Raw genomic sequence first — 25554 nt, forward strand, 5'->3', positions numbered from 1 at the left:
CTTTCGACACGCACCTGCCATACGCGCGACTTAACGTGCATGCGCGGCGTACGCCGTGCCGGCGATGCGCGATGTGTCGCGCGCTCGGCGCGGGATGCCCGGCGACGACTCATCGACAAGAACGCAGGTCATGTGCGACGACAGAACCAACACCTACCGCGCCGCACGGGCGCGGCTACGGGGCTTCACGCTGATCGAGGTGCTGATCGCGCTGGCGATCGTCGCGGTGGCGCTCGGCGCCGTGATGCGCGCGATCGGCGCGCTCGCGTCGGACACCGACACGGCGCGCATGCGACTGCTCGCGCTGTGGAGCGCCGACAACGCGCTCGGCGAGATCCGCATCGCGTCGACCTGGCCACCGGTCGGCACGCAGACGTTCGCTTGCCCGCAGGGCCGTTACCGGTTCGTGTGCCGGCAGTCCGTGGCCGCGTTGCCGAGCCCGCTCGTGCGGCGCGTGACGGTCAGCGTATTTTCGTCGGCGTCGAGCCGCAACGTGCTCGCCGAAGTCGTGACGGTCGTCCAGGATGAAGCGCGCCACTGAACCGCGCGCGGCGGCGCGCGCGCGGGGCTTCACGCTGATCGAGATGCTGGTCGCGATCGCGCTGCTCGCCGTGATCGCGCTGCTGTCGTGGCGCGGCCTCGACGCGACGATCCGGGGCCGCGACGATATCGCGTCGAATCTGGCGCAAACGCGTCTGCTCGGCCGCTATTTCTCCCAGTTGCAGTTCGACCTGATGAACCTCGTGACGGCCGACGAGGTGTTCGGGCCGCCGTTGCGGATCCGGCCGAACGACCTCGTGATGGTGCGTCACCTCGGCGTCGGCGGCGGGCCGGCGCACGTCCAGGTCGTGCGCTACCGGCTGAACGGGCGCGAGCTCGTGCGCAGCGCGTCGCAGCCGCTCGCGTCGCTGGCCGAGGTCGAGACGGCGCTGCAGCACATGGACGATTTCACGCGCGTGGTCGTCAGCAGCGATGCGCGGTCGATGCAGCTGGCGGTGTGGATTCCGCCCGGCGGCTGGACGACCAGCCAGACCGCGATCGAGCAGACCTACGCGCAGTTTCTCGCGCAGCACGGCGTCAGCAGCGTCACGTCGCTCGGGATGCCGTTGCCGCGCGGCGTGCGCTTCTCGGTCACGATCGGGGCGCCCGCGGTCGAATACGTGCGCACGATTCCGATCGGCCAATAGGCGTGGCGCCGCACCCGCGCCGGCGATCCGTCCCCCGACAAAAAGGTCCGTAACTTTCGTCATACGTCTGTTATTGGGTGTCCGTTAGTCTCGTCCCGAGCATGACCCCGCGACCGGCCGCCTCGGCCCGTTCAGCGGCGGCATCGGCAAACGGGAAGGGGGCGAACGTGACGGTCGAGCACCGGCATGATGCACATGCGGGCGCGTCGGGGAACGACGCATCCGGACCACGGCAATCCGCGGCGCTCCTGAGCCGCGCACAAAACTGGCACAGCGCCGGGCGGTTCGACGACGCGGCGCGCGAGTATCTCGCCGTGCTCGCGAAGGAGCCGGACAATCCTCAGGCGCTGCACCTGTACGGCGTGCTGCAGTTCCAGCGCGGCGCGGCCGACGACGCCGAAGCGCTGCTGCGCCAGTCGATCGCGATCGCGCCCGGCACGCGCGCGCTGTCGGATCTCGGCGCGATCTCCGGCGAGCGCGGCCGCATCGACGAGGCGCTCGAGCATTTCGCGGCCGCACTGCGCACGGCGCCCGACGACGTGCAGACGCTCGTGCGTCGCGGCAATACGCTGATCGGGCTGCGCCGCTACGACGACGCGCTGGCGTCGTTCGACCGTGCGCTCGCCGTGTCGCCGCTCGTGCTCGACGCGCTCTGCAATCGCGGCAGCGCGCTGCGTGCGCTCGGCCGTTTCGACGAAGCACTGGATACCTACGATCGCGCGCTGATGGTCGACCCGCGCTCGTTCGAATCGTGGTTCAACCGCGGTCTCGTGCTGCGCGAACTGCAGCGGCCGGCCGATGCGCTGCAGTGCTTCGACCGCGCGAGCGCGATCCGGCCCGGCGTGGCCGCGATCATGGCCGAGCGCGGCCGCACGCTGATCGACCTCGACCGGCCGAGCGAGGCGCTTGCTGCGTTCAACGAAGCGATCGCGGCCGATCCCGCGCGGATCGACGCGCTCTACAACAGCGCGGTCGCGCTCGAGCGGCTCGGCCGCGCCGACGAGGCGCTCGAGCGCTGCGAGCGCGTGCTGGCGCTCGATCCGGCGCACGTGCGCGCGCATGCGAGCCGCGGCAACGCGTTGCTGCAGCTCAAGCGCTACGACGACGCGCTCGCCGGCTATGCGCGCGCGCTTGCGATCGATCCGCATTCGGCGGAAACGCTGTGCAATCGCGGCACCGCGCTGCGTTACCTGAAGCGTTACGACGAAGCGCTGGCGAGCTACGACGCCGCGCTGGCGCGCGACGCGCGGTTCGCCGAAGCGTGGACCAACCGCGGCAGCGTGTTGCAGGATCTGCACCGCTACGACGAAGCGACGGCGTCGCTCGACCGCGCAGTCGCGCTGCGTCCGGAACACGCGACGAACTGGCTCAACCGCGGCAACCTGCATTTCGAAACGGCTCGCACGGATGATGCGCTCGCCGCGTACGACCGCGCGATCGCGCTGCATCCCGACTACGCCGAAGCGCATTTCGCGCGCGCGTCGCTGTACCTGATCGAAGGCGATTTCGCGCGCGGCTGGCCCGAGTACGAATGGCGGTTGCGCGACGCGCAGCTGGCGCGGCACGACCGGCCGTTCACGCAGCCGGCGTGGCGCGGCGACACGCCGCTCGACGGCCGGACGGTGCTGATCCATGCGGAGCAGGGCTTCGGCGACACGCTGCAGTTCTGCCGCTACGTGCCGCTCATGGCCGAGCGTGGTGCGCGCGTGGTGTTCGAGGTGCAGCCGCCGCTGCGTGCGCTGATGGCGTCGCTGCATGGTGCGACCCACGTGATCGCACGCGGTGAGCCGTTGCCGGCGTTCGACTGCCAGGCGCCGCTGCTGAGCCTGCCGCATGCGTTTCGGACCGACGAAGCGACGATTCCGCGCGGCGGCGCCTATCTCCATGCGGACTCGCAGCGCACGCGCGAGTGGGACGCATTGCTCGGCGAGCGGCGCCGGCCGCGCATCGGCCTCGCGTGGGCCGGCAATCCGGAACACCGCAACGATCACAACCGCTCGATCGATTTCGCGCGCTTCGAGCCGCTGTTCGATCTCGACGTCGACTGGATCAGCCTGCAAAAGCCCGTGCGCGAATCGGACCATGCGTTGCTCGCGAATGCGCCGGTGCGCCGTGTCGACGACGAACTCGGCGATTTCGCCGATACGGCCGCGCTGATCGGCGCGCTCGATCTCGTCATCGCGGTCGATTCCGCGGTCGCGCATCTCGCCGGTGCGCTCGGCGCGCCGGTCTGGGTGCTGCTGCCCGACCCGGCGGAATGGCGCTGGATGCGGGAGCGCGGCGACAGTCCGTGGTATCCGTCCGCGTGGCTGTTCCGCCAGCCGGCGCCGGGCAACTGGGCCGACGTGATCGACGCGGTGCGTGTCGCGATCGGCGGCATCGATGCAAGCGTGCGATAGCGACACCGAACCAGAACAGAACGATCAGCCAGGGGCCACACGATGACATCGAACGGGGAAGGGACGACACTCGCGAGCGCGCCGGCCGCGCCACGATCGCCGGATCGCCGTCCGCCCGACGCCGCGCAGCTCGAACGGCTGCTCGCGCGTGCACGCAACGCGCATCGCGACGGCGCACTGGAGCATGCGGAGCGTGCGTACGGGGAACTGCTCGCGCTCGAACCCGACCATCCGGAGGCGCTGCACCTGCTCGGCGCGGTGCGCTTCCAGCAGGGACGCCTCGACGACGCCGAGCCGCTGATGCGGCGTTCGGTCGAGCGTCAGCCGGTGCCGCTCGCGCTCGCGAACTATTCGGCGGTGCTGGCGGGGCTCGGGCGCGAGCACGATGCGCTCGCGCGCCTCGACGAAGCGCTCGCGATCAATCCCGCGCATCAGCGCGCGCTGTTTCAGCGGGCGGGCTTGCTCGCGCAGCTTGCGCGGTACGACGAAGCGTGCGCGGTCTACGATCGCCTGCTCGAACTGACGTCCGGTTTCGCCGACGGCTACGTGAAGCGCAGCGACATGCTGCGCGCGCTCGGCCGCCACGACGATGCGCTGGCCGATTGCGACCGCGCGATCGCCATCGCCGGGCGCACGTTCGACGCGATGCGCGGGCGCGGTCTCGCGCTGCGCGAACTCGGCCGTTTCCGCGATGCGGTCGACAGCTATGGCCATGCGCTCGCGCAGACGCCCGGCAGCGCCGAAGTGCTGTTCCTGCGCGGTGTCGCGTATCTGGATCTGCACGATCCGGAACGCGCGCTCGCGGATTTCAATGCGGCGATCGCGGCGAGCCCCACCTTCGTCGATGCGGTCTTCAACAGCTCGGTCGCGCTCGAACAACTCGGGCGGCACGATGAGGCGCTGGTGCGCTGCGACCGCGTGCTCGCAATCGATCCGCGCCATGCGCGGGCGCTCGCGAACCGCGGCAACGCGGCCAGCCACCTGGAGCGCTATCGCGACGCGGTCGACAGCTATGCGTGCGCGCTCGACGCGGAACCGGGCAGTGCCGGCGTGCTGTGCAACTACGCGAGCGCGCTGATGCGCATCGAACGTCACGACGAAGCGCGCGACATGTGCGACCGCGCGCTCGCGCTCGATGCGGGCTATGCGCCCGCGTGGTTCACGCGCGGCCGCGTGCAGCTCGAAACGCATCGCTACGACGCCGCGCTCGACGATTTCGCGCGCGTGATCGCCGCGACGCCGCGCGACAAGCTCGCGCACTTCCACAGGGGCAATGCGCTGCGTGCGCTGCGGCGTCACGACGACGCGCGGCAGGCGTATGCGGACGCGATCGACATCGATCCCGACTATGTGCTCGCGCACTGCATGCGGGCGTTTCTGTGTCTGTCGATCGGCGATTTCGAAGCGGGCTGGGCCGAATACGAATGGCGCTGGCGCGATATGCAGCTCGACGCGAGCCGGCGCACGTTCGCGCAGCCGCGCTGGACCTACGGGATGCCGCTCGACGGCAAGACGATCCTGCTGTACCCGGAACAGGGGCTCGGCGACACGCTGCAGTTCTGCCGCTACGTGCCGCTCGTGAAAGCGCTCGGCGCGCGCGTCGTGCTTGAGGCGCCGGTCGAGTTGAAGACGCTGTTCGCGACGCTCGACGGCGTCGACACGCTCGTCGCGCGCGGCGAGCCGCTGCCACCGTTCGATCTTCATTGCCCGCTGCTGAGCCTGCCGCTCGAATTCCGCACCGATCTGACGTCGATTCCGGCGAGCGTGCCGTATCTCGCCGCCGATCCCGCCCGCGTCGCGGGCTGGCGCGACCGGCTCGGCGCATCGACGCGGCCGCGCATCGGCCTCGTGTGGTCCGGCAACCCGCTGCACCTGAACGACCGCAACCGCTCGATGACGCTCGCGGATCTGCTGCCGCTGTTCGACGACCGCTACGAGTGGATCAGCCTGCAGAAGGTGGTCCGCGACGAGGACCGGCCGTTGCTCGACGCGAGCGCCGTGCGGTTCGTCGGCGACGAGCTGGCGGACTTCGCGGACACGGCGGCGCTCACTGCGCTGATGGACGGCGTCGTCAGCGTCGATACGTCCGTCGCGCACCTCGCCGGCGCGCTCGGCCGGCCGCTCGCGCTGATGATTCCGCATACGCCCGATTTCCGCTGGCTGCTCGAACGGGACGACAGCCCGTGGTATCCGTCCGCGCGATTGTTCCGCCAGCCCGACGGCGGGCAGTGGGCGCCCGTCGTCGAGCGGATCGCGGCCGAATTGCCGGCGCTCGTCGGCGAAGGCGCGCGATGAATGCGCGCCGCGAGCCTGCGCCGATGGCGGGCGCCGTTCTCGGCGCCGCCGCCGTGCCGCTGCGCGTCGTGCTCGACGATGCGCTGCGCAATGCGCGCGTGCGGCTCGAGCAGCGCGACTTCACGGGCGCCGGGCGGCTCTACGAAGGCGTGCTGACGATGGCGCCCGACCACGTCGAGGCGCTGCACCTGCTCGGCCTCGTGCATTTGCGGCTCGACGACCCCGCGCGCGCGGAGCCGCTGATCGCCCGGTCGATGAGGTTCGGGCTGAATCAGCCGTGGAATCTCGCGAACCATGCGGCGGCGCTGACCGGCATCGGCCGCCATCGCGACGCGATCGCCGTCGCCGAACGCGCGCTCGCGGCCGATCCGGAACATGCGCCGTCGCATGCGGCGCGCGGCGACGCGTTGCTCGCGCTCGGCCAATACGACGCGGCGCTCGCGGCGTACGATCGCGCGCTCGTGCGCGAACCGGCCCACGCGGCGGCGTGGTGCCGGCGTGGCGAGACACTGCGATGGCTCGGGCGGCCGGCCGATGCGCTGATCAGCATCGAGCGCGCGCTGCGGATCGACGCGAACGATCCGGCCGCGCATACCGAGCGTGGCCATGCGCTGCGTGCGCTCGGCCATCGCGAGCAGGCGCTTCACAGTTATCAGCTCGCGATGGTCGTGCGCGGCAAGACGCCCGAGCTCGTCTACGCGTGCGGCGTCGTGATGACCGAACTCGGCCGGCCCGCCGACGCGCTCGCGTGTCTCGACGAAGGGCTCGCGCGGATGCCGGACGACGAGCAACTGCTTTACGCGAGCTGCGTCGCGCTCGATCTGCTGCATGCCCGCGACGAATTGCTGAAACGCTGCGACCGGCTGCTCGCGCTGAATCGCGGCAACGTCGCCGCGTGGGTCGGACGCGGCAATGCGCTGCTCGGTCTCGAACGTCACGAGCAAGCCGCGCACGCGTACCGGGAAGCTTTGGCGCGTAAGCCCGACGACATCGACGCGCGGAGAAACAGCGCGGCCGCGTTGCGCGCGCTCGGCCGCTACGACGAAGCGCTCGCGGATTACGACGCGGCGCTCGCGCTGACCGGACCGCATGCGGAGCTGCATTACAACCGGGCGCTGGCACTGCAGCAACTCGGTCGCTACGACGAAGCGCTCGCGAGTCACGCAGCGGCGGCCGCCGCGCCCGCGAACGTCGCGCAGGCGCTCTTCACGCGGGCGGTCGCGCGCCAGCATCTCGGCGACTACGACGCGGCGCTGGCGGACTACGCCGATGCTTGCGGACGCGATCCGCACCACGGCGCCGCGCGCCGTTCGGAGGCGTTCTGCCGGCTGCTGATGGGCGATTTCGACGCGGGGTGGCGGCAGCACGAGGCGCGCTGGGACGCGGCCGACGTGATGCTGCACCGGCGTCACGCGGACCGGCCGCTGTGGACCGGCGACGAGCCGCTCGCGGGCCGCACGCTGTTGCTGCATGCGGAACAGGGCTACGGCGACACGCTGCAGTTCTGCCGCTACGCGAGCCTCGCGCACGACCGGGGCGCGACCGTGATCGTCGAGGCGCCGGCCGCGCTCGGCGAACTGCTCGGCACGCTGCGCGGGGTGAGCCGGATCGTCACCGAGGGCCAGCCGGCGCCGGCGTTCGACCTGCAATGTCCGCTGATGAGCTTGCCGTATGCGTTCCGCACGACGCTCGATACGGTGCCGGCCGACGTGCCGTATCTGCGCGCCGATGCGCGGCGGCGCGCAGCGTGGGTGCAGCGCCTCGACGCGATCTCGCCGCGCGGCCGGCTGCGGGTCGGGCTCGCATGGTCCGGCAATCCGCGTCACGCGAACGACGAGAACCGCTCGATGCCGTTCGCCGCGCTGGCGCCGCTCGTCGGGTTCGGGGCGCTCGATGCGACGTTCGTGAGCCTGCAGCCGCAGGTGCGTGCGCGCGACGCGGATGAATTCGCCGCGAGCGGCGTGCCGTCGTTCGCCGATGCGTTGACGGATTTCGCCGAAACGGCCGCGTTGGTCGACGCGCTGGATCTCGTGATCAGCGTCGACACGTTGGTCGCGCACCTGGCCGGTGCGCTCGCGCGACCTCTGTGGGTGCTGCTGCCGCGCGTGCCGGACTGGCGCTGGCTGCTCGAACGCGACGACTGCCCGTGGTATCCGTCCGCGACGCTGTTCCGGCAGACGCGACCCGGCGATTGGCCCGCGGTGGTCGCGCGGCTGGCCGACGCGCTCGCTGCGCTGCCGCGCGCGCATTCCGTACGGGCGTGAGCGGTGCTCCATGACAAAAGCTACGGACCATTTCACGGCGGCCGGAATGGTCCGTAACAGTCGCCATGTCGCTGCCATGCGCGCTTCGTATGGTCTTCGGATTCCAGCGGCCTGCTTCAGGCGCAACGACACGCGTGGTGCCCGACCGGCGCCGCGCGCAATTTCCTAGCATCGGGGTGGCAAGAATGGCAGCACGCGCACGTACGGATCGGCAACTTCACGCAGCGGCCTCGCGGTCGGTCCTGAAATCGGAGCTGAAGCCGCTCTACCGGGCGGTCGTGCTGATGCTCGCGGCGGGTGTGTCCGCGCATGCGCACGGGGCGGGCATCATGAACCTCGGTCACGTGGCCGCGAGCCCGTCGGGCGGGGGCGCGGGCGGCGCCGGCGGCGTGCCGGGCATACCGAATCTGGGCGTGTCGCCGCAGCAGGCGCTGCAGGCGAGCCAGCCGTCGATCCGCAACCTCGGTTATGCGGCGCATGCGATCGCCGCGCAGATTGCGGCGCAGCAGAATGCGGCCGCCGCGGCGGCGAAGCTGCCGTCGACCGTGGCGAACGGGCTGGCGCCGGGCGGGCTGCAGGTGGCGGCGGGCGCAACGGGCGATACGAACAATCCGGTGCTGTGGTTCAACGCGAACGCGCCTACGCAAAATACCGACACGAACGGGCACGTGAACGTCGACGTCAAGCAGACCGGGCAGAACGCGGTGCTGACGTGGGAGACCATGAACGTCGGGCGGCAAACGACGCTCAATTTCGACCAGTCGGGCGGCACGCAGACGAACGGCGCGAACAACTGGGCGGTGTTGAACCGGGTCAATGATCCGAGTGGCAGGCCGAGTCAGATTCTGGGGAACATCACCGCGCAAGGCGCGGTGTACGTGATCAACCGGAATGGGGTGTTGTTCGGGGCGGGGTCGCAGGTGAACGTGCATTCGCTGGTGGCGTCGTCGCTGAATCTGCTGGACATGAAGAACCAGATCGTACCGACGCCCGACGGCATCGTTGCGAGCAACCAGCAGTTCCTCAGCTTGCCTGCCGGCACGACCGGCGGACTCGCGTATCCGGAGTCCGGGAGTTCCACCGGTGTGGTCGGATCGTCGAATCGCCCGAACGAGATACTCGGGCTCGGCAACGTCGCGAAAACGAACGGGACTTATCAGGCGCCGGGCGACATCACGATCGAACAGGGCGCGTCGATTGCGACGCATACGAACGGCACGGTCAGCGACGGCGGGTTCGTGCTCGTCGCGGCGCCGAACGTGAAGAATGGCGGCAGCATCACCGCGACCGACGGCCAGGTCGTGCTGGCCGCGGGTGTCGGCGTGAGCCTGCGGCCGAACGGTAGCCCGAAAAACAATCCGCAACTGCTGTTGCCCGAGCTGAGCGGCCAGATCGTCACGACGCAGAATGGTACGACGGTCGACCTCACGCCGGTGGGCACGCTGGCGAACACGGGCATCGTGCAAGCGTCGCGTGGCAGCGTGAACCTGCTCGGCGGCCGCGTCGCGCAGGATGGTGTGGTAGGCGTGACGACGAGCGTCAATACGCCGGGCCGGATCACGATTTCGACGGTCGACGAATACATGTCGAACGATCCACTCGGCAACGCGTATCCGGGGACGACGCTTGCAACGGGCGGACCGAGCGGAGGCGATGCCGACACCGCCAAACGGTCGGGCCTGCTCACGTTCGGTCCGGGCTCGGTGACGACCGTGCTGCCGGACAACAGCGGGCAGACGGCGACGTCGACGCCTGGCACGACGTTCACGCCGGGCGGCATCGCGATGACGGCCGGTGCGGTGTGGTTCCAGGGTGGTTCGCTGATCGAGGCGCCGGGTTCGAACGTGTCGGTGACGGCGATTTCGCCGTCGGTGACGGCCTATACGCCCGACGTCAAGCAGAGCGCGGCGCCGGGTCGCATTTATCAGGATGCCGGATCGACGATCGATGTGTCCGGGCTGGCGAACGTCGACATCCCGATCGCGCAGACGCTCGTGACGGTCGATCGAATCGGCCAGAACGAACTGGCCGATTCCCCGCTGCTGCGTGACAGCTTCCTCGCGGGGCTGAAGAACGTGGTCGTGGACAGCACGCTGACCGGTACGCGCAGCGATGGCGTGTCATGGGTCGGCAGCCCGATCCTGAATCTGTCGGGCTATGTGAACCTGATTCCCCGCACGGTCGATCAGTTGTTGACCAACGGTGGAACGATCACGCTGTCGGGCAACGAGGTGATGACCGCACGTGGTTCGTCACTGAACCTGAACGGCGGGTACGTGCATGTCGACGGCGGGATCGTCAATACGACGCGGCTCGTCGATGCGAATGGCGCGATCGTGCCGATCGGGCAGGCGAGCCCGTACCAGACCTACGTCGGAATTGCCGGCCAGTTCATCGAAAGCCATCCGCGCTGGGGCGTGACGAAGACGTGGTACAACCCGCTTCTGACGGGCGGCACGTATCAGGGCGACTATATCGTTGGTGGCAACGCAGGCACGCTCGACCTGTTCGCGACCTCGGCGCTCGTGCTCGATGGCGATATCAGCGCGCAATCGTTCGGCGGCGCGAAGCAGATGCAGGGCAACAGCCTGCCTTCGGGCGGGACGTTCAATCTCGGTGCGGATGCGAAGCGCACCAGCGGCACGCTCGCCGATCTGACGTGGAACAGTTCGATTGAGGCGCCGACCGGCGTCACGGGATTGACGATTCTGCAGGGCCAGGCGCCGCAGCTCGACGATCTCGCGCCAGGCTTCTCGAGCAATACGCCGATCGACAAGACGTCGCTGCAGAATGTCGCCGCTACTGATCCGCGCAACGTGCTGACCACGATGGTCGTGCCGGTCGACGCATTGAACGCCGGCGGCTTCTCGAACGTGAACGTGACGCAGGATACGCACGGCGGGAAGGGGATCGTCGTCGCCCAGGATACGCATCTTGGCGTGCGGCCGGGGGGATCCATTGCGCTCAACAGTGCGGCTAGCGGTTCGGACGTCAACGTGGCCGGCAGTTTGACTGCGCCGGGCGGCTCGATTTCCATCGCGAGCGGCGGCAATATCGTCGTCGGTCCGCAAGCCGTGCTCAGTGCGGCGGGCCAATGGGTCAACAATGACGTTCAGGCGGCACCGGGGACGACCCTGGGCAATACCCAGTTCATCAACGGCGGCAACATTTCGCTGGCGACCACTGAGCAATCCGTCGGACACGTGAGCGACGTCTTCGCGGACGCCACGGGATCGATTCTGCTGCGTCCCGGTAGCGTGCTGGACGTATCGAGTGGCGGCGAACTGCAGTCGAATGGTCAACTGTTGATGCAGAACGGCACGCCAGTGGGGCGCGGCGGCAACGTGTCGTTGAAGACTTATGTCGCGCTTGAAACCAAGCAGTTCGGTCACATAGGCGATTCCGGCCCCAACTTGCCGAGCACGCAACCCGCAAACGGTACGATCGCGCTCGGCGGCACGATCCTCAGTGAGGGTCTTTCAGGAGGCGGCACGCTGACGTTGCAGGCGCTCGGATTCCAGATTGGCGGAGGTCCGCAGACCGCCGCGCCGTGGGATGTCTATCTGCCGGAGCGCTTCTTCGCGCAGCAAGGCTTCGGCAAGGTTGTGCTGAATGCGTACTACGACGCGACCGTGGCGCCTGGCGCGACGGTTGCGCTTACGCAGCGCAATCTGATTCCGGACGTACTGGCGCTACAACAGGCGCCCACGGGCGCCAATCTGTCGACTTCGGGCCTGACGACATCGGGTCGTCTCGACGACTATCACCGGCAGCCGACCAGCCTCGTGTTGACGGGCGGCAACTATGTGTCATGGTTGGCAGCGGGGAGTATGGCGCCGTCGTATCCGGGCGTGACAGGAGCGGTCACGCTGTCGTCCGGCGCGTCGATTCATACCGATGCCGGTGCGAGCGTCGGCTTTGGTTCGCCGACGCAGGTGACGGTGCTCGGCTCGATCGTCGCGCCTGGCGGATCGATCACGCTCAGTGCGGATTCGGGCGGTACGTTCGGGCAGACGGGCCAGTACGGCATATTCACGCCGAGCGACAGCCGATCGGTGTGGCTCGGCGCGGGCGCGACGCTCGATGTGTCGGGCACCGCGCTTGCCAATCCGCTCGCCACGCCGGTCAAGATTGGGGCGACGACTGTCGTGCCGAACACCGGCAAGGTCCTGCCGGGCGGTTCGGTCACGCTCTCGAGCGATGCCGGTTATGTGGTTGCACAGCCGGGCTCGCGGATCGATGTGTCCGGTGCGTCGGCGAACTTCGATCAGTTGCAGGCGAACGGCACGTACGCGTCGCAGCCCGTCTGGAGCGATGCCGGCTCGATCACGCTATCCGCCGCGTACGGACTCTTTGCCGATGCGACGCTCGCTGCGCACGCGGGCGCTCCGCAGGGGCGCGGCGGCACGCTGACGATCCTGCCGCATCAGAACAATGGCGCAGCCGGCGCGACCGCGCTGGTCGTCCGGCAAAGTGGGGAACTGACGCCGGCGGGTCTCGAGGCCGGTCAAAGTTTCGCAACCGCCATCGACACGACGACTGGCTTGCCGATCGGCCGGCCGACCGGTGTGATTCAGTTCTCGGCCGATCGCCTTGACGGATCGGGCGTCGCGAATCTCGTGCTCGGCGACGCCACGCCGCCGACGGCAGCCATGGAAGTGCCGCCGATTGCGTTCGCAGGCGACGTCAAACTGGCGCTGCCCGAATCGGTTACGTTGAATGCCGGGCGCGTCGCGGCGCTGGGCATGGATCAATTCGTGACTTTGCTGTCGACGCCTGCAACGCAATCGAACGGCAGCACGAATCCGGCCTCGGTTCTCCAGACCTTGCTAACCCAGCCGCCGCAGCGGCCGTCCGGCACCACGATCGAGATCGATGCGCCATACGTCGCACTGGTCGGGCCGACGCTGACGGCGCAGTCGCCGGCATTTGCGCCGGTCGCGACCCGGTCCGACGCGACGCTGAACGTGAACGCGTCGTTCATCGATCTGCGCAATCAGTTTCAACTGAACAACATCGGACAGGCCAACTTCGTCAGTTCAGGCGACATTCGCATGAGTTCGACCAATGCGAATTCGACGGGAACGGCTCAGGCTCCCGGCATTCTCCATACACCCGGCAACGTGTCGTTCAAGGCTGCGGACCTGTATCCGGCCACCGGCAGCACGTTCATTGTCGATGCCGTCGGACCGATCGATCCGGCGACAGGCAAGCCGGCGCCGACGACTGTCGCATTCGCGTCGAACGGAGCATCGGGCACGCCGCTATCGGCGGGCGGCGCACTGCTCGTCGATGCCACCGACATCGTGCAGGCTGGCACGGTGCGCGCGCCGTCCGGCACGATCCTGTTCGGCGTCGGCGATCCGTCGAACGCTTCGACCCAGGCGCAGTTCGCCAGCCTGCCGCTGGTCGCGACCGATTCGGTTACGTTCGCGAACGGCAGTACGACTTCGGTATCGAACGGCGGCCTCGTGATCCCGTATGGCACGACGGTCGATGGCGTCGAGTGGCAGTTCAAGCCGAGCACGGTCTCGACGGTGCCGGATGTGACCGCTCCGCCGGCGAAGTACATCGGCGTCAACGGCAACCGCGTCGCGCTGGCCCCGGGCGCAAAGATCGATCTGTCCGGCGGCGGCGACCTGCAGGCGGTCGAATGGGTACCGGGAACGGGCGGCACGCGCGACGTGCTGTCGCAATACAACATCAGCTATGCGAACAATCCCGCCGGGGCGACGGTGCCGGTGAATCCGGGGGCGGCGAACGTTTATGCGATCGTGCCGGGGGCACAGTCGCCGGTGGCGGCCTACGATCCGGTGTTCGCGCAGTCCGTGCAGCCGTCGGTCGACGGTACGACGGTCGGCACGACGATGACGTTCGGTGTCGGTCAAGCAGGCCTGAAGGACACGGTCGGCAAGGCCGTCTACCTTTCCGGGGTGCCGGGGCTGGCAGCTGGCTATTACACGCTGCTTCCAGGCAAGTACGCGACGCTGCCAGGCGCGTATCGCGTGACGCTCGCGAGCGCGGCAGGTGGCGTCGTGCCCGGGGCGAGCCAGGTGTTGCCGGATGGCACCGTGATGACGGCAGGGTATTTCGCCGATGCACTGACCGGTGGTCGCAGCGCGACGCCGACGCTGTTCAGCGTGCAGTCGGCTCCGGTGTGGCGGCAATACTCGCAGTACACGGTGACGGGAGCGAACGCGTTCTTCGCCGCGCAGGCCGCGAAGAAAGGCAACATAACGCCGCCGTTGCCGGTGGACGGCGGTCAGCTCGTGCTGGCTGCGAACAAGGCATTGACGCTCGGTGCAACGCTGAATACGGCCGCTGGCACGGGGGGCGCACCCGCCGAAGTCGACATTGCGTCCCAGGACATCCAGATCACCGGCAACGGCGGTGCCGCGCTGCCGGGCTATCTGCAGATCGGCAGTGATGCGCTCGATTCGCTGAATGCGGGCAGCCTGCTGATCGGCGGCACGCGCGCGGCAACGACGAAGGGTGTGACGATTACGCCGATCGCGAACAGCGTGATCGTATCGAACGATGGCAACACGGCGCTCAAAGGCCCGGAGATCCTGCTCGTCACGAAGACCGACACGAGCGGCACGGATCCGAATGCCGCGAACGGCCTGCGCATTGACGCAGGGGCGTCGATCGCGGCAGCCGGCGACTACCCGGCGGCGAAGGATCAGCCGATTGCAATCGCTGGCGATGGCGCGCTCCTGCGCGTGTCGAACGGCACGATGGCACCGCTCACGCGCACGGGCTCGACCGGCAGCGGTCTGCTGACCGTCGGCGCAGGCGCGACGCTTGCGGGCGGGCAGGCGCTCACGCTGGATTCGTCCGGAAACCTGAAGGTCGATCCCAGTGCCGTGCTGTCGGCGACGGCGATCACGGCGGACGGATCGGCGATTACGTTCACCGGTACGAACGGTGCGGCGGCCGCGGCACTGCCCGGCTTCGTGATCGATCCGGCCGGGCTCGCGCAATTCGGCAACGCGCAACAGGTGACGCTGCGCAGTTATGGTGCGATCGGCTTCGTCGGCGACGTGAACGCGACGTTCGGCAACAGCGTGGACCTGAGCGCCGGGACGTTCAAGAGCGACGGCGGTCATGTGACGCTGAATGCGCAGCAGATTGCGTTCACGAACGAAACTGGCGCGCCGAACGGGACGGTTACACCGGGCAGCGGCACGCTGACGGTCAATGCCAAGGAAATCGATTTCGGCTCGGGCACGAAGCTGGCGAGCGGTTTCGGCTCCGCGAGCATGACCGCGACGGGCGGTATTGTCGGGCAGGGAACCGGCACGTTCGACTTCGGCGCACTGCCGGTTACGCTGAATGCGCCCGTCTATCTCGCCGATACGAGTTCGGCATCGACCGTGAAGACGACCGGGGCACTGACGTTGAACGGCGCGTCGGGCACCGCGTTGGCGAGGACACCGGTAGGCGGCGCATGGCATTTCGTTGGCGGGACGATCGCCGACAACGGCGCGACGATCGCCGCCCCCGCGGGCAACGTGAGTCTCGAGGCGACGAGCGGCAATCTGACGCTTGGCAGCGGGTCGACGGTGAGCGCGGCCGGCGTGTCGAAGCAGTTCTTCGACATCGTGCGGTACGCGCCGGCCGGCGCGATCACGTTGACGGCCGACGCCGGGACGGTCGACGTGCAGGCCGGCTCGACGCTCGATTTCTCGGGTGCGAATGGCGGGGGCGCGGCGGGCAGCCTGACGCTGTCGGCGCCAGAGCAGGTCGTGACCCTGAACGGTACGATCAAGGGCGGCGCGGCAAGTGGTTATGCGGGTGGTTCGTTGTCGCTCGATACGGGCGGCGCTGCCGATCTCGACGCGCTCGCGAAAACGCTCGCATCGAGCGGCGTGAACCAGGCCATCGCGATCCATACCCGGTCGGGCAATCTCACGCTGTCGGCAGGTAACACGCTCACCGCACACGCGGTGTCGCTGACGGCGGACGGCGGTGCGGGCAACGCATCGGACCCGGCGAACGGCAATGTCAATGTGTCGGGCACGATCGACGCGTCGGGCAAGGCGGGCGGCGCGATCGCGCTGTACGGGCACAGCGGTGTCGATGTCGAGGGCTCGCTGCTGGCACGCGGCTCGGCTTCGAACCAGCGCGGCGGCAGGGTCGATATCGGGACGAGTGGCGTGTTCGATCCGGGCGTGGCCGATCCGTACAATGCAACGTATGGCTACGAGAACATCGATCCATCGCGCGCCGGGCTGATCCGGGTCGGCGCGAACGCATTGATCGACGTTTCGGGCGGAACGGCTGGCGGACTGTCGGGCGGCACGGTGAATTTCCGCGCGCCGCTGTTGTCGGACGGAACCGTGAACGTGTCGTTACCGTCGTCGGGATTCGCGCCGGGCAAGGGCATCGCGGGTTCGCGCGCGACGACGCTCGAGGCCTATGCGACGTGGAGCACCACGGATGCGACCACGGGCGCGAAGCATTTCGACGGCATCGTCGACCCGGCCGGCTGGTACGACGCCCGCGGTCACTTGCTGGCTGGCACCTTTACCGCGCAGAGCACGTCCAGTACGCCGACGACCTTTACGTTCACGCCGGATGGAACCGGCGGTGGCACCGTGACGAACAATGGGACAGGCGCAACGACGGCGGTGACGCAGGCGCAATTGCAGAGTGGCAACGGCGCGATCGGCTTCGGCGGGCTGCAGAGCATGTTCTTTGCGCCGGTGTCGGGGGGCTCGAACACGGATCACCAGACGTTCTACGGGTATCAGGACGGCAACGCGACGACGGCTGCGCCCGGCACGCTGATGGGTTTCGTGCAGCACGGGCTGGACGTATTGAAGAATCCGTTCGATGGCACGGGAATCGCGAATGCGCGCATCGTGCCGGGTATCGAGCTGGACAATCCGAGCCCGGCGATCAACGGCGGCAACATCGAGGTGCTGACGAACTGGAACCTCGGAGCAGGGACGTCGGCAACGAATCAGGCGTTCCGGTTCAATGGGCAGGCGCCGATCGTGACGCTGCGGGCGGAGAATGACGTTGATGTCAGGGCAAGTTTGTCGGATGGATTTTTCCAGATCGACAACCCGATCGGGAGCAGTATTGTTGCACCGAAGCCGACGCCGTCGACGTACAGTGCAGCAAACTACACATGGTCGACGATGCCGTTTGGACCGTTTGGCTACATTCTGTCGAACTATAGCTATCTGGGGCTGATCGGTCCGTACAACTGGACGGGCGGGAATGCCGACGAGGTCGCGCAGTATTACGGCATGTACAAGGAATATGCGCAGTACCTGACATCACAACTGTCAAACGGTGCGTGGGGGTTCTACTTCGCAGACCCGACGCATCAGAACGCACCGATTGCCACAGGGCAGCCGGTCGTGGCGCTTCAGGCGCCGACGGCGGCTCAGGAACTGGCTGACCCGACCTGGTATCCGCGCTATCTTGCGCAATACCAGTCGTACGTCAAGGACTTGATCACGTGGCAAGCTGCCAACCCGGGTGTCACGCCGCATATCGACCAGGTGAAGGCGCCTCCGTCCGTGCTGGTGCCGGTCATTGCCGGAGACATCACGATACAGCCGCCCCAGACGGACAATACGCCGGCACCGGTCGCGGTGGTGGCAAACGCGTTGCCGCTGCTTTCCGCCAGTCTGAACCAAGGGAGCAGCTCGTCATACCGGCTTGTCGCCGGCGCCGATCTATCGAGTACCAATCCGCTCGCATTGAGGCCCGCCGACGGATTCTCGTCGGGCGCGATCGGTAACGTGATCCTTGACGGGCATTTCGAATACAACAACGCGACCAACCCGAACATTGCCAATCCGAACAACCGCGTTGTGGTGGCGCCGACGATGGTTCGAACCGGTACGGGCTCGATCGATGTCGCTGCGGCGAACGATGTTTCGCTGTTCGACCCGATTGTTGCTCGACAGCCTGACGCAACGGTCATTCCCGGCGTGATCTATACGGCTGGCGCACCGTCGCCCCGGGCGCCCGATGCGCCGGCAGGCTCGACTACGGTTGTGCAAGGCGCCGGGACGCCGGCGAGCAATATTCTCGTCACGTCCGCGGTGAATCCCGAAGCAGCCGGCGACATATCGATTCACGCGCAAGGAAATATCGCAGGCATCGAGAATGTCATTGATACGGCGGGCACGATCTCCGGGCAAGCCGGCGCGCCGATTGCGCAATTTTGGTGGCAATGGATGCAGGTAACGGGGAAGCCGACGATTGTCTCCGGCAGTAGCAGCTACGGGCGGCTCGATCGCACTTCAATCGACTTCGGTGCATTCAATCAAGGCGTTATGAGCGTAGGCGGCAACGTCGCGATCAGTGCAGGGGGCAATATTGTCGATCTCGGCGTGTCGTTGCCGACAACCTGGTACAACGACGCCACAGGAAAACCGGTTACGGTTGGTGGCGGCGATCTGACGGTGCGTGCGGGGGGCGACATCCTGAGCGGCGACTATTTCGTTGCGAAGGGAACGGGGGCGCTTACGGCTGGAGGGCGCATCGGCTCAGACGTTGTCGTGCAGCCCTGGTTGGCCGCGGGGCAAGTCCCGGTGTCAGTATCGACCTTGCTGGCCACTCAGGACGGCATCATCGACGTCGTTGCGCGCCAAGGCGCGGAGATCGGGGGCGTATTCAATCCTTCCTATCTTCAGATCGGCAGCAGTATTCTTCAAACTCAGTACGCGCGGTATGCCGACGCACAAGCTTATTCACCCGATTCGGCCGTCAATGTCCTGACCACAACGGGCGATGTGGTGCTGAACTCGTTGGCGTCGAAACAAGTGCTCAGGGGGAATTTTCTAGGCGACGGGGTGATCGATCCATCGTCCGTATTACCCGCGACCGTGAATGCGACGGCCTTTTCCGGAGGCATCGACGTCGCATCAGGCGGGGCGCTTTTCCCGTCGACGTCAGGCAATCTGAGTCTCATCGCCGATCGCTCCATCAATCTTGCGAATGTGGCCGGGGGCGGGGCGACGGGCTCGGTATTCGGTATGTCGGATAGCGATCCATCGTCGATGCCGTCCGCCACGAATCCGTTTGCAACGATAGCCGTGCTCACCGATCCGACGACGGCTGCCCACGCCGCCAATGCGTTGCATGCGGACGATCCGGTACCGGCACGCATCTACAGCCTGAGCGGCGATATCGTCAACGGTGCACTACAGTCGACTGGAGGAGGCGCAGGATTCTACGACAAGCTCATGCAGGTCGTGATCGACAAGCCGGCGATGATCCAGGCCGGGCAGGACATCGTGAACTTGTCGTTCCAGGGGCAGAATCTGCGCAAATCGGATGTCACCCGCATCGTGGCAGGACGCGACATTCACGATACGCCGTTGGTTCGCAATGCAGCCGTAGTGCCTGCGCTGACGCTGGGCGGACCGGGGTACTTCGATATCGAGGCCGGCCGAAATATCGGTCCGCTGACGAGCCAGTCCGAGGCCTACGCCGCGTTGAGCAGCGCGTATCCCAAGACCGGGTTGTTGACGGGCATTAACGCGACCGGAAATGCATCGAACCCGAACCTGCCACACGACAGCGCGAACGTAAACATCCTGTTCGGCGTCAGTCCGGGAATTGATACCGGCACGTTTATCTCGAAGTACATTGATCCGGCCGGGTCGATCGCGGGCGTGCCGAGCACGGCGTCCGATCTTATTGCCTTCGTACAACAGTACGAAGCAGGCAACGTGGTAGATACGGGGCTAGTCAAGGACCAACGTGTGAGCGAACCGCTGGATGCGATGCAGGCGTGGTCCAAATTCAAGGACCTGCCTTCGTACGTTCAGCAGATCTTCGCGGAACAGGTGTTGTTCAACGTGCTGACTCGGGTCGGTGAAGATTACAACAATGCCGCGAGTCCCTATTTCCAGAAGTACGCACGCGGCTACGACGCGATCAATACATTGTTCCCTGCGTCGTTCGGCTATACGGCGAACAATCTCGGGGGCGGTGGCAACGGTACGAACAAGTCGATCGATACCGGTGATCTCGATATCCGGAACACGACGATCCAGACGCAACAGGGCGGCAATATCTCGATCCTGGGCCCGGGCGGACAGGCTCTGGTCGGCAGTGCCTCGGCGCCGCCGCAGATTACGGACAGCAGCGGCAATGTGGTCGTCGGCCCGGGGGCAATGGGCATCCTGACGCTCGAGAAGGGCAACGTGAATATTTTCACGGACCGCAGCGTGTTGCTCGCACAAAGCCGGATATTCACCGAGCAGGGTGGCGACATGACGATCTGGAGCTCGAACGGCGACATCAACGCCGGCAAGGGCGCGAAATCGTCGGCCGATACGCCGGCACCGCAATATGTGTGTGACCCGAATCACTACTGCACGGTAGATGCACGCGGGCAGGTGACCGGTGCAGGGATTGCCACGCTGCAGAGCGTGCCCGGTATCCCGTTGGGCACGATCAATCTGATCGCGCCTCGCGGCACCGTTGATGCCGGCGATGCCGGTATCCGTGCGGGTAACCTCAACGTCGCTGCGCTGCACGTGGTGAACGCGGACAACATACAGGTGACGGGCAATGCGACAGGCATTCCGTTGGTGCAGGCGGTGAACACGGGGGCATTGACCGCTGCGAGCGCGGCTGCATCGGCTGCGACTCAGGTCGCGCAGGATATCGCGAAGAACAATGCATCCGGCGGGACGGTACGACGCTGGACGATCTCGGTGCAGGTCGAGGGGTTCGGTGATGCAGGTGGTGACGGATCCAAGAAACACAGGCAACAGGTCGGCTATGACCCGTCGAACTCCGTGTCGATTATCGGCTTTGGAAAAGCCGGGGCTGCACAACGTGCGGCATTGACGGAGGGGGAGCGTACGAAGCTTGGCAAGATCTGATTCACGTGAGTCGCTGCGTGAGGCAGGGCGGCAGTGTTCCAGACGGTGTTTTTTGTGCAGGCTTGCCGTGAATCGTGCGCTGAAGACGGGATCGCGAATGGTAGCGATGGCGTAACGAACATGCCGGAGTAACGGCTCACGATAACTGTGCCCCTGGCAACCCAGGGGCACAGTCGCTTGAATTTCGAAAATCAGTTTGCAGCGGCTCGAATATTTCCAGGCGACGCGAATCGTGCGACCCGTGTGCGTAAATAAAAACTGCGCCCTTGGACTCCCAAGGGCGCAGTCGCTTGAACGGTCAGTCGAGCAGTGTGCCGACCGCTTAGCGGCCGACCACCGTACCCGTGCAGACGCTCGCGTTGCCGATATCGAGGTTCCACGTGCTCGCGTTGCTCAGGAAGTCGTTCGAGATGGCCGTCTGGTACGACGACGGAACCGTGTCGAAGCCGTTGCCATGAACGACCGACGCGTAGCTGGCGTTCGTGAAGTGGTTGTTCAGGAAGTCGTGAACGTTCGTCTTCACGGCCGAGTTCGCGTAGCACTGGCTCAGGATGATCTGGCTCGTGCCCGAAACCGGATAGCCGGCCGCCGGGTTGCCTGCGTTCGGCACCCAGTTGGCCGGGTTCGACGCGGCGATCTTGGTCGCCGGCGGAGCAACCGTGCCGAGGGCCGTCGAAGCATTTGCGTACGTCGGTGCGTAGTACTTGCTGTCGACCTTGTTCACGAGGCTCGCGATCGGCAGCTGGAATGCGCCGGCCGACGTCACGACCGTGCTTTGCGGAGCCAGGAACGTGTTCGTGTAATCCGGGCTCAGGTAGGCGACAGCGGCCGTACCGGCCGACTGGTAGCTCACCAGTTGCGTACGCACGCCACCGCTACCCGAGGCCGCCGTGAAGTTCGCCGGCACGCCGCTCGGGAACGAAGCCGTGAACGTCAGCGAATCGACGAACGTCACGCCCGCAGCCGTATTTCCGGTCGAGCAGACAGCGGCCAGGTGGCGGGTCAGCAGTTCGGTCGTGCCGCTGCCGTCCGAGCGATAGACGACCTTGATCGGCGCATTCAGCGCGTAGGCCGAACCCGTTTCCGGATTCGTGACCTGGTTCCAGTTCGTCAGCTTGCCCGAGAACACGCCGCACAGATCGTCGTCGTTCAACGCGATGCTGTGCGCTTGACCCGGCGTCGTTTGCGGGGTCGTGGTGCTCGTCACGGCCGGGCCATTGACGACCGGCACGGTGATCGGCGTGACGATGTACGGGATCTGGATCAGCGGGCCGTTGGTCGTGCCGAGGCCGGCCTTGTACGACGTGAGCTGGGTGGCCGACAGTGCCGCGTCGCTGTTCGCGAAGTGGACCGTGCCCGTGACACCCGCGCCGAAGAACGTCGGCTGGTTGTTCAGGAACGCGTTCTGGCCGGCGCCCGAGCCGACCGAGTAGTACGTGAACGTGGCGTTGGCGGTGCCGTACAGGCCGATTTCGCCGGAAGCCGGCGAATTGGCGCCGATGGTCGGGGCGACGAGCGACGAGCCGCCACCTTGAATCACGGGACCTGCGGCCATCGCGAGCGATGCGCCCATGCCCGAAACGACGAGAGCGAGGACTTGACAGATCTTGCGCTTGCTGGATTTCATGAGAAATTTCCTTGAACGAAGATAAACGGGAACCCCTGCTACTGCGGTTGGAATGCTTATGGACCGCCGGGTAAATGTAGGGGGAAATCCGAATGACGCGTGTGAATTTTTCATAACGAATGGTGCGTAACATTTTCGTTGAATAAATCATTGCGTTATTCGGGTTGATAAAGCGGCGATTCAACCGTTATTCGGCGCGGGCTGGGCATCCAGATATCGGGTTCAGCCGGCAGCCCGAGCGGTGCTATCGTGGTTTCAAGGCGATTTTGTGGCGGATGTTACGGAACATTCCGGGTGTCGATGAATGTCTGCTCATTCGATGTATTTCCTCAATCTATCCGGAAATGACGTAAATGAACGAGCGAAGCGTGCTTCATGTCATTAATGCGGATTGAGCCATCATCTCGACAAGGATGAAATCGTTCTTAAGATATAAAGAAGACGCCGCCCAGTAATAAACCCCGTCAAAAAGGTAGCCCAACATCCGTCACAAATTTGCGCCGGTTCGCTCCGTAGTCTTCCCCGGCGACTCTGTCCGGCATGCTGCGCGACGTCATGGAAAGCAGTCGCACCCGTGACAGGAGAACTCCGGCATGTCGGCATTCCGCTACGAAGCGATCGATCCCACCGGCCGCACGCTGAAGGGCGTGCTCGAAGCCGACAGCGCGCGCTCCGGTCGCAGCCAGTTGCGCACGCAGGGCCTCACGCCGCTCGTCGTCGAGCTGGCCGCGCAACGCCTGCACGGCGAGCGTCACCAGCGGCTGTCGCTCGGCCGCAAGCTGTCGCAGCGCGAGCAGGCGATCATCACGCGCCAGCTCGCGAGCCTGCTGGTCGCCGGGCTGCCGCTCGACGAATCGCTGTCGGTGCTGAGCGAGCAGGCCGAGCGCGAATACGTGCGCGAACTGATGGCGTCGATCCGCGCGGAAATCGTCGGCGGCCATTCGTTCGCGAATGCGCTGGCAGAGCATCCGCGCGATTTTCCGGAGATCTATCGCGCGCTCGTCGCGGCCGGCGAGCACACGGGCAAGCTCGGCGTCGTGCTGTCGCGTCTTGCGGATTACATCGAACAGAGCAACGCGCTGAAGCAGAAGATCCTGCTCGCGTTCACGTACCCGGGCATCGTCACGCTGATCGCGTTCGGCATTGTCACGTTCCTGCTGAGCTACGTGGTGCCGCAGGTCGCGAACGTGTTCACCAGCACGAAGCAGCAATTGCCGACGCTCACGGTCGTGATGATGGCGCTGTCCGATTTCGTCCGTCACTGGTGGTGGGCGTCGCTGCTGGCGACGGTCGCGATCGTCTTCGCGATCCGCAAGGTGCTGTCGCAGGACGGGCCGCGGCTCAGGTTCGATCACTGGCTGCTGACCGCGCCGCTCGCGGGCAAGCTCGTGCGCGGCTACAACACGGTGCGGTTCGCAAGCACGCTCGGCATTCTCACGGCGGCCGGCGTGCCGATCCTGCGCGCATTGCAGGCGGCCGGCGAGACGCTGTCGAACCGTGCGATGCGCGCGAACGTCGACGATGCGATCGTCCGCGTGCGCGAAGGCTCCGCGCTGTCGCGCGCGCTGGCGCATACGAAGACGTTTCCGCCGGTACTCGTGCACCTGATCCGCTCGGGCGAGGCGACCGGCGACGTGACGACGATGCTCGATCGCGCATCCGAAGGCGAGTCGCGCGAGCTGGAGCGCCGCACGATGTTTCTGACGAGCCTGCTGGAACCGCTGCTGATCCTCGCGATGGGCGGCGTGGTGCTCGTGATCGTGCTGGCCGTGATGATGCCGATCATCGAGCTGAACAACATGGTGCAGTGACGCGCGGCTCAGCGCACGAACGCGTTGGCTTTCTCGGTGGCGGGCAGCGCGATCTCGCGGTGCAGCCCGTTGCGGTCGACGACGATCGAGCGCGCGCGTACCTCGGCGAGTTTCGCGGCTTCGCCGATCGCGGCGCCGAGCGACACGACGCGCGATGCATCGCCACCGACGCTGACGATCGCGGCGGCACGGCGCGCGTCGAATGCGAGCACGCCGAGCAGCTGGATCGCGTCGCGCTCGTCGTCGGGTTTCGCGCCGAAGAGTCGTGCACCGGCCGTGACGTCGATCGGCGCGGGCGGCGCGGGCGCCGTCACCGGCGCATCGGCTGCGCTCAGCACGTGCACGGCCCGGAGCGACACGGCGACGAGCGCGGCCGCGGCGGCGAGCGTCGCGGCGAGCGGCGCGAGATCGAGGCGGGACGGAACGGTGCGGAGCAGGGCGAGTGGTTTCATGACGATCGGTTCGGATAACGGATGATGGAAAACAGAACGGAAGGCGCGTTCCATTCTTTGACGCAAGGGTGAATGCATGATGACGAGGCACGACGAAGCGCACACCTCGCACGCGGGCCGACCGCAGGCAAGCACGCATCGCCGCCTGCAGCGCGGCTTCACGCTGCTCGAGATGCTGGTCGTGCTCGTGATCGTCACGCTCGCGCCGTCGCGCAATCGCCGCACCGATCTCGCCGAGGAGGCGCAGCGGCTCGCGAACCTGCTCGAATCGGCCGGCGACGAGGCGCAGGTGCGCTCGATGCCGATCGCATGGCAGCCGGTCGGCGGCGGCTACCGGTTCGTGCAGCGCACCGAAAATGGCGCGTGGGCGCCGATGAGCGACGACCTCTATCGCGCGCGCCGCTGGGGCACCGAGGTGACGGCCGTGTCGGTGCGCTACACCGGCGGCGGCGACGCACCGTCGCGCGTCGTGCTCGGCAGCGAAGGCATCGACGTGCCGGTGACGATCACGCTGTGGTCGGGCGACGTGCGGATGGCGGTTGTCGGTACAGGCATCGGCAACTTCGTCGTGCGCCGGCCGTGAGCACGCGGCGCTCGAACGTGGCACGCCGCATTGATTCGATCCGCGGCACGCTTCACTTGACTGTCACAGT

10 protein-coding genes are annotated in these 25554 nt (G+C 66.6%); 8 read left to right on the forward strand and 2 right to left on the reverse strand.

Translation table 11 applies throughout. The features are described from left to right. Window positions 1–130 precede the first annotated feature (130 nt). The 6 genes from gspI (at window position 131) to ACVK00_RS09865 (ending at window position 21011) form a co-directional block, all read left to right on the forward strand. Window positions 131–541 carry a type II secretion system minor pseudopilin GspI gene (gene gspI, locus ACVK00_RS09840; protein ID WP_284891382.1) on the forward strand — a complete coding sequence of 137 codons (411 nt, stop codon included), beginning with the start codon at window positions 131–133 and terminating at the stop codon, window positions 539–541. Further along, the gene (locus ACVK00_RS09845) at window positions 525–1187 is read left to right on the forward strand and encodes a PulJ/GspJ family protein (RefSeq protein ID WP_228908006.1); all 663 of its coding nucleotides are present in this window, start codon (window positions 525–527) and stop codon (window positions 1185–1187) included. The genes gspI and ACVK00_RS09845 overlap by 17 nt, the downstream gene beginning before the upstream one ends. A gap of 167 nt (window positions 1188–1354) precedes the next feature. Beyond that, window positions 1355–3586 (forward strand): tetratricopeptide repeat protein, encoded by a 2232-nt coding sequence (locus tag ACVK00_RS09850; RefSeq protein WP_284891380.1) that lies wholly within the window; start codon window positions 1355–1357, stop codon window positions 3584–3586. 42 nt (window positions 3587–3628) lie between these two features. Further along, the gene (locus tag ACVK00_RS09855; RefSeq protein WP_284891378.1) at window positions 3629–5881 is read left to right on the forward strand and encodes a tetratricopeptide repeat protein; all 2253 of its coding nucleotides are present in this window, start codon (window positions 3629–3631) and stop codon (window positions 5879–5881) included. A gap of 23 nt (window positions 5882–5904) precedes the next feature. Beyond that, complete coding sequence (locus tag ACVK00_RS09860) at window positions 5905–8145, forward strand: tetratricopeptide repeat protein (RefSeq protein ID WP_354123282.1); 2241 nt, start codon at window positions 5905–5907, stop codon at window positions 8143–8145. A 284-nt stretch (window positions 8146–8429) separates the two neighbouring features. Continuing rightward, entirely contained in the window at window positions 8430–21011 is a 12582-nt protein-coding gene (locus ACVK00_RS09865) for a filamentous haemagglutinin family protein (RefSeq protein WP_456826948.1), read from the forward strand. 322 nt (window positions 21012–21333) lie between these two features. On the opposite strand, the gene ACVK00_RS09870 is transcribed toward ACVK00_RS09865, so the two are convergent. Beyond that, entirely contained in the window at window positions 21334–22638 is a 1305-nt protein-coding gene (locus ACVK00_RS09870; RefSeq protein ID WP_284891373.1) for a substrate-binding domain-containing protein, read from the reverse strand. 593 nt (window positions 22639–23231) lie between these two features. Between ACVK00_RS09870 and gspF the strand changes: the two genes are divergently transcribed. Continuing rightward, window positions 23232–24449 carry a type II secretion system inner membrane protein GspF gene (gene gspF / locus ACVK00_RS09875; RefSeq protein WP_284891372.1) on the forward strand — a complete coding sequence of 406 codons (1218 nt, stop codon included), beginning with the start codon at window positions 23232–23234 and terminating at the stop codon, window positions 24447–24449. An 8-nt stretch (window positions 24450–24457) separates the two neighbouring features. Here gspF and ACVK00_RS09880 read toward each other — a convergent pair whose 3' ends face one another. After that, window positions 24458–24901, reverse strand: a complete 444-nt coding sequence (locus ACVK00_RS09880) for a type II secretion system protein N (protein ID WP_284891371.1) — start codon at window positions 24899–24901, stop codon at window positions 24458–24460. Between the two features lie 76 nt (window positions 24902–24977). Between ACVK00_RS09880 and ACVK00_RS09885 the strand changes: the two genes are divergently transcribed. Then, window positions 24978–25484, forward strand: a complete 507-nt coding sequence (locus tag ACVK00_RS09885; RefSeq protein ID WP_354123283.1) for a GspH/FimT family pseudopilin — start codon at window positions 24978–24980, stop codon at window positions 25482–25484. Window positions 25485–25554: the final 70 nt, after the last annotated feature.

This window comes from Burkholderia sp. PvR073, assembly GCF_054055695.1.